Annotated in this window: 4 protein-coding genes and 1 pseudogene; 2 read left to right on the top strand and 3 right to left on the bottom strand. The window is 67.9% G+C overall.

Annotated features, from left to right (window positions below; translation table 11 throughout):
* On the bottom strand, window positions 1-710 hold a 710-nt coding region (locus VMD50_RS02980; protein ID WP_325424709.1), incomplete at its 3' end, for an alpha/beta hydrolase.
* Window positions 711-827: 117 nt separating this feature from the next.
* On the opposite strand from VMD50_RS02980, the gene VMD50_RS02975 reads away from it, so the two are divergent.
* Together VMD50_RS02975 and VMD50_RS02970 are read left to right on the top strand one after the other, a co-directional pair.
* A complete protein-coding gene (locus tag VMD50_RS02975) occupies window positions 828-1,517 on the top strand; it encodes an IclR family transcriptional regulator (protein WP_325424707.1) in 690 nt (229 codons plus the stop codon).
* A 20-nt stretch (window positions 1,518-1,537) separates the two neighbouring features.
* Window positions 1,538-3,154, top strand: a complete 1,617-nt coding sequence (locus VMD50_RS02970; protein WP_325424706.1) for an FAD-binding protein — start codon at window positions 1,538-1,540, stop codon at window positions 3,152-3,154.
* Between the two features lie 52 nt (window positions 3,155-3,206).
* Here VMD50_RS02970 and VMD50_RS02965 read toward each other — a convergent pair whose 3' ends face one another.
* Both VMD50_RS02965 and VMD50_RS02960 read right to left on the bottom strand, forming a co-directional pair.
* Window positions 3,207-4,580, bottom strand: coding sequence for an HNH endonuclease signature motif containing protein (locus VMD50_RS02965; RefSeq protein ID WP_325424704.1), 1,374 nt, complete (start codon window positions 4,578-4,580; stop codon window positions 3,207-3,209).
* Window positions 4,581-4,741: 161 nt separating this feature from the next.
* Window positions 4,742-5,053: pseudogene (locus VMD50_RS02960) on the bottom strand (hypothetical protein); the annotation flags it as partial.

Genomic DNA, 5,053 nt, shown 5'->3' with positions numbered 1-5,053 from the left:
TCGCTCGTCCACAGCACCAGCGTCGGGGCGATGATGGCGCCGTATTCGTCCGGCCCGAGCAGGTTGCGCGCCCGGATCTCGGGATCCTGCAACGCCATGATGTCGCGCATGGCGTCGACGAAACCCGGTTGGCGGTATACCCGTTGGCGACTGGCGACCAGATCGTCGTAGTCCTTGGACTTGTCGGCCATCAACCATTTGATCCGCGCCTGGACCGTCTCCCAGGCCGGGTTCTCGGCGGCCGCCATGGACAGCGTGATGATCCGTTGCATCACCACCGGATCGGCCTGGGATCCGCCGGCGGTGTTGAGGACAAGCCGCTCGACCACATCGGGATGGTCGACCGCGGCGCGCGCGGCCACCCACCCGCCGAGCGATTCGCCGCTCAGGCAGGCGCGATCGACGCCGATCGTGCGCAGCACGGCCATCAGGTGCTCGACGTAGTGGCGAACTTCCAGCGGATGGCCCGGCTTGTCGGTGTAGCCGTGGCCGAGCATGTCGATCGACCAGGTCCAGAAATGCTCCCCGTGCGCCGCCAGGTTGCGGACATAGGCCTCGGCATGGCCACCGGATCCGTGCAACAGCATCAGCACCGGCTTGCCGGGGTCGCCGGCGCGCAGGTAGCGAGTCCGCACTCCCCCCGCCTCGAGGTAGCCCTGCTCAAACGCGACGCCCTGGAGATCGCTCCAGATGCTCTCGAACTCCGCCACGGGTTCCTCTCCGGCCTCCAGACGGGTCTCGCTTCGACCTGTATGAGTGTGCTAATATCGCACACTGATGTGCGATATCTATAGAGCTTGGCTCTCGCGCCCAGGTCTGTCAAGGCCATGACGGGTTCCGGGACGGGTCCCGGGGCGGGATCTCAGACGTTGGCCCGGGGACTTACCGCGCTGCAGATGGTGGCCGACTCCCCGAGCGGGCTGACCGTGCAACAGCTGGCCGACCAGGTCGGGGTGCATCGCACGATCGCTTACCGGTTGCTGTCGACGTTGGCCCAATTCCGTTTGGTGGCAAAGGGAGAAGACGGTCGTTACCGCCCCGGGGCGGGGCTCGCCGTGCTCGGCGCGTCGTTCGACCGCAACGTGCGCCAACTGAGCCTGCCGACGTTGCGCGCCCTGGCCGACGAACTCGGCACCACCGTGTCGCTGCTCGTCGCCGAGGGCGACCAGCAGGTGGCGATCGCGGTGATCGTGCCCAGCCATGTCGCCTACCAACTCTCGTTCCATGAGGGCAGCCGGTATCCGCTCGACCGCGGCGCGGCCGGCATCGCCCTGCTCGCCAGCATGCCGCCGCGCCCCGGGGAACGAGACCTCGTCGCACGCACCCGCGAACGCGGCTGGGTGATGACGCACGGGGAGATCGAACCGAATACCTACGGCCTGGCCGTTGCGGTCCGCCGCCACGCGCCGTCCCCGCCCACCTGCATCAACCTCATCTCCCACCGCGAAGACGTGGTGCTGCGCGGCAGGGACGCGGTCGTCAAGGCCGCGAGACAGTTGTCGGACCTACTGAGCTAGAGCTGAAGGGATTGCCGTCCATGCGTTGGGACCATGAAGTCGACGTCGTCGTGCTCGGCAGCGGCGCCGCCGCGCTCACGGCTGCACTGACCGCGGCGGTCGCCGGAGCCTCGGTGGGGGTCTTCGAGAAGGCCCAGACCGTGGGCGGGACCACCGCCGTGTCGGGGGGCATCGCCTGGATCCCGGCCCACAACCGTTCTCCCGACGGGGAATTGACGGTGGCCGACGCCCTGCGCTACCTGCGCGCGCAGTCCCTGGGAACGATGGACGACGCCCTGGTCGAGACATTCGTGCGGACCGGCCCGGCGATGCTCGACTTCGTCGAGGCCCACAGCGGCGTGCGCTTCGAGATCGCGACCGGCTTCCCCGACTACCGGCCGGAGTTGCCGGGCGGACGGCCGGCCGGGGGCCGCTCACAAAGCCCGGTTCCCTTCGACCTCACCGAGTTGGGCGAATGGGCCACGCGGATCACGTCGTTTCCGGCTGACTGGTCCAACGTCGGATTCGACGCCGAGACCAGGGCCCGCCTGCACGCGGCGATCGATGAGCGAGCCGGCCAGCTGTGCGTGGCGGGCACCGCCCTGATCGCGGGCCTGCTGAAGGGTCTGCTGGACGCCGGCGTGACACCGCGGGTTAACGCCCGGGCCGAAGAACTCATTGCCGAGGTCGGCGAGATCACCGGGGTACGGGTCGAGGCGTCGGGCAAGAGCATGAGCGTGCGCGCGCGCCGCGGAGTCATCCTCGGCACCGGCGGCTTCGAATGGGATCCCGCTCTGGCGCAAGCTTTTCTACGCGGTCCCATGCACGGCGCGGTCTCCCCGCCGTACAACACCGGTGACGGCCTGCGCATGGCGATGGCGCACGGCGCGGACCTGGCCAACATGGGCGAGGCGTGGTGGGTGCCGATCGTGCAGATCCCCGGCGACACCATCGAAGGCCAACCGCGCAGCCGCAGCGTCCGTCTGGAGCGAACCCGCCCGCGCAGCATCATCGTCAACTCGGCCGGGAAGCGCTTCGTCAACGAGGCATGCGATTACAACTCGATGGCCGGCGCCTTTCAATACCTCGACCCCCGCGGCGGCTATGTCAACGACCGCGCGTGGATGGTGTTCGATTCAGTTCACCTGCAGCGCTATGGGTTTCTGGGTGTCGAACCCGGGCAGCCCGCCCCCGACTGGTTTTGCGAGTCGGCGGACCTGGCCGAGTTGGCCGCCAAGACCGGCATCGACGCCGACGGCCTCGCCCGCACCATCGGGGAGTGGAACCGCCACGTGGCGGCCGGCGCCGACCCCGACTTCGGGCGCGGTTCCAGCGCCTACGACGGATACTGGGGCGACGACAGCGCCATCACCCTGGCCGGCAAGACCCTCGGCCCCATCGACACCGCCCCCTTCTACGCGGTGCCGATATGTATCGGCGCGATGGGCACCAAGGGGGGACCGCGCACCGACCCCGACGGCCGTGTACTGCATGTCAGCGGGGAGCCGATACCGGGCCTGTTCGCCGCGGGCAACGCCATGGCCGGCGTGACTGGGCGCGCCTACGGCGGCGCCGGTGGAACGATCGGCCCCGCAATGGTTTTCGGCTACCGGGCGGGCCACGCGGCTGCCACCGGGAAGTCGGTGGATCTTCAGTAGGCGGTCACAGCCCTGAGCGGTAGTTCGTCGCCCAAGGCTGACGACCTCGCCGCTACGGGTCGTCTTCGTCGTCTTCGTCGTCCTCGTCGCGCAGGAATCTTTCGGGGTGATGGAAGGTGTTGGTTCGGGGTTGTCCGTGGTCGAGGTGGGGTGGGGGTATCCATTCGGTTTGGCCTCGGGCGTTGGTGCGGGTGGTCCAGCCTTTTTCGGCGAGTCGGTTGTCGGGACCGCAGGCCAGGGTGAGGTCGTCGATGTCGGTGCGGTAGGTGGTGGCCCAGCCCCGGACGTGGTGGACCTGGCTGTGGTAAGCCGGTGCGTCGCAGCCCGGTTTCGTGCAGCCACGATCCCTGGCGTACAACATGATCCGCTGTGCCGGGGAGGCCAGCCGCTTGGTGTGGTGCAGCGCCAGGGCTTTGCCGTTGTCGAAAATCGCCAGGTAGTGATGGGCGTGGCCGGCCATGCGGATCACGTCCGACATGGGCAGCCGCGAGCCACCACCGGTGAAGCCCTTGCCGGCTGCGGCCTCCAGGTCCTGCAGGGTGGTGGTGACCACGATCGACACCGGCAGGCCGTTGTGGCAGCCCAGCTCGCCTGACGCCAACAGGGCGCGCAGCCCGGCCAGCAGGCCATCGTGATTGCGCTGAGCCTGGCTGCGGGTGTCGCGGCGCACCGCGTCCTCATCGGGTGTTTGGTCGATGACGGGTGTGTCGTCGTCGGGGTTGCACGCCCCGGGGGCGGCCAGTTTGGCCAACACCGGTTCGAAGGTGGCCCGCGCCTCGGGGGTCAGATAACCGGTGATGGGCGACATCCCGTCGTATTGCTCTTTGCCGATCGTGATGCCGCGTTTGCGGGTGCGCTCGGCGTCGCTGAGCTCCCCATCAGGATTGAGCCAGTCCATGATCCGCTGGGCGTAGCGGGCCAACTCGTCGGGGCGATATTGGCCGGCTTTGTCCGCCAGGTCAGCGTCGGCGGCCTCCCGGGTTGGCAGGTCCACCTCGGCGGGCAGATGGGCGAAGAAGCTGCGGATCACCCTGATATGCCCGTCACCGATCAGCCCCCGGCGTTGGCCGGCCGCCGTCGCATGCAATTGCGGCGCCAGCGGCTCGCCGGACAGCACCCGGCGTTCACCTAAGTCCTCGGCTTCGGCGATGCGCCGGCCGGCCTCAGCATTGGTGATACGCAATCGATCGGCCAATACCGAGCGCAACGTGCCACCCAGCTCTTGCTCGTCGGCCTGCGCGACAACCTGATTGATCAATGCGTGCTGCGGGGCGCGCAGTCGGCGAGTCTCCCGTTCGAGCCGCTCCAACAACACCAGCCGCTCAGGCGAGGTCAACGCGTCATACGCATGCCCCAGAATGCGCGAGACCACCGCACCCAGCGCGTCGAAGTCCTCCTGAACCTCCTCACGGCTAGTCGCACCCATACCCCAGACACTACGAACGACCACTGACAAAAACCGCCCAAATGTGACTACTGAAACCACAGTGACACAAGGGATTTACAGAGATTCGCCGGCCGGGGCGAGCGGCCATCGTGGTCGCCGACAACAGGTCCGCAACAACTCGACGCTGCGCGAGCTCAGTGCTAGCGGCCCCTTCTGTTCCTTAGTCGCAAGCTGAGTCGCCGCCGGTTTGAGCTGGGAGTGCGCGACGTCGTGGTGTCATCGGCGGAGGTTTCCTCAGCGGTCTCGTCAGCCGCGTCTTCCGGCTCCGCCGACTCTGAATCAGCTTCGGGCGCTTCGGGCTCTTCGGCGTCTAGCTCTTCGGCGTCTAGCTCTTCGGCTTCGGCGGCCTCCGTAGCAACGGCCTCCGCCCTCATGGCCTCAGGCTTCGGCGGTTCGCTCTCGATCGCTTCTGCCACAGCGGCTTCCGCGTCCACGGCTTCTGGCTCTTCAGC

The sequence above is a fragment of the Mycobacterium sp. genome (genome assembly GCF_035506235.1).
GTDB lineage: Bacteria > Actinomycetota > Actinomycetes > Mycobacteriales > Mycobacteriaceae > Mycobacterium.
Note: the sequence above shows the minus strand (reverse complement) of the source record. Positions and strands in the feature narration are given on the sequence as shown.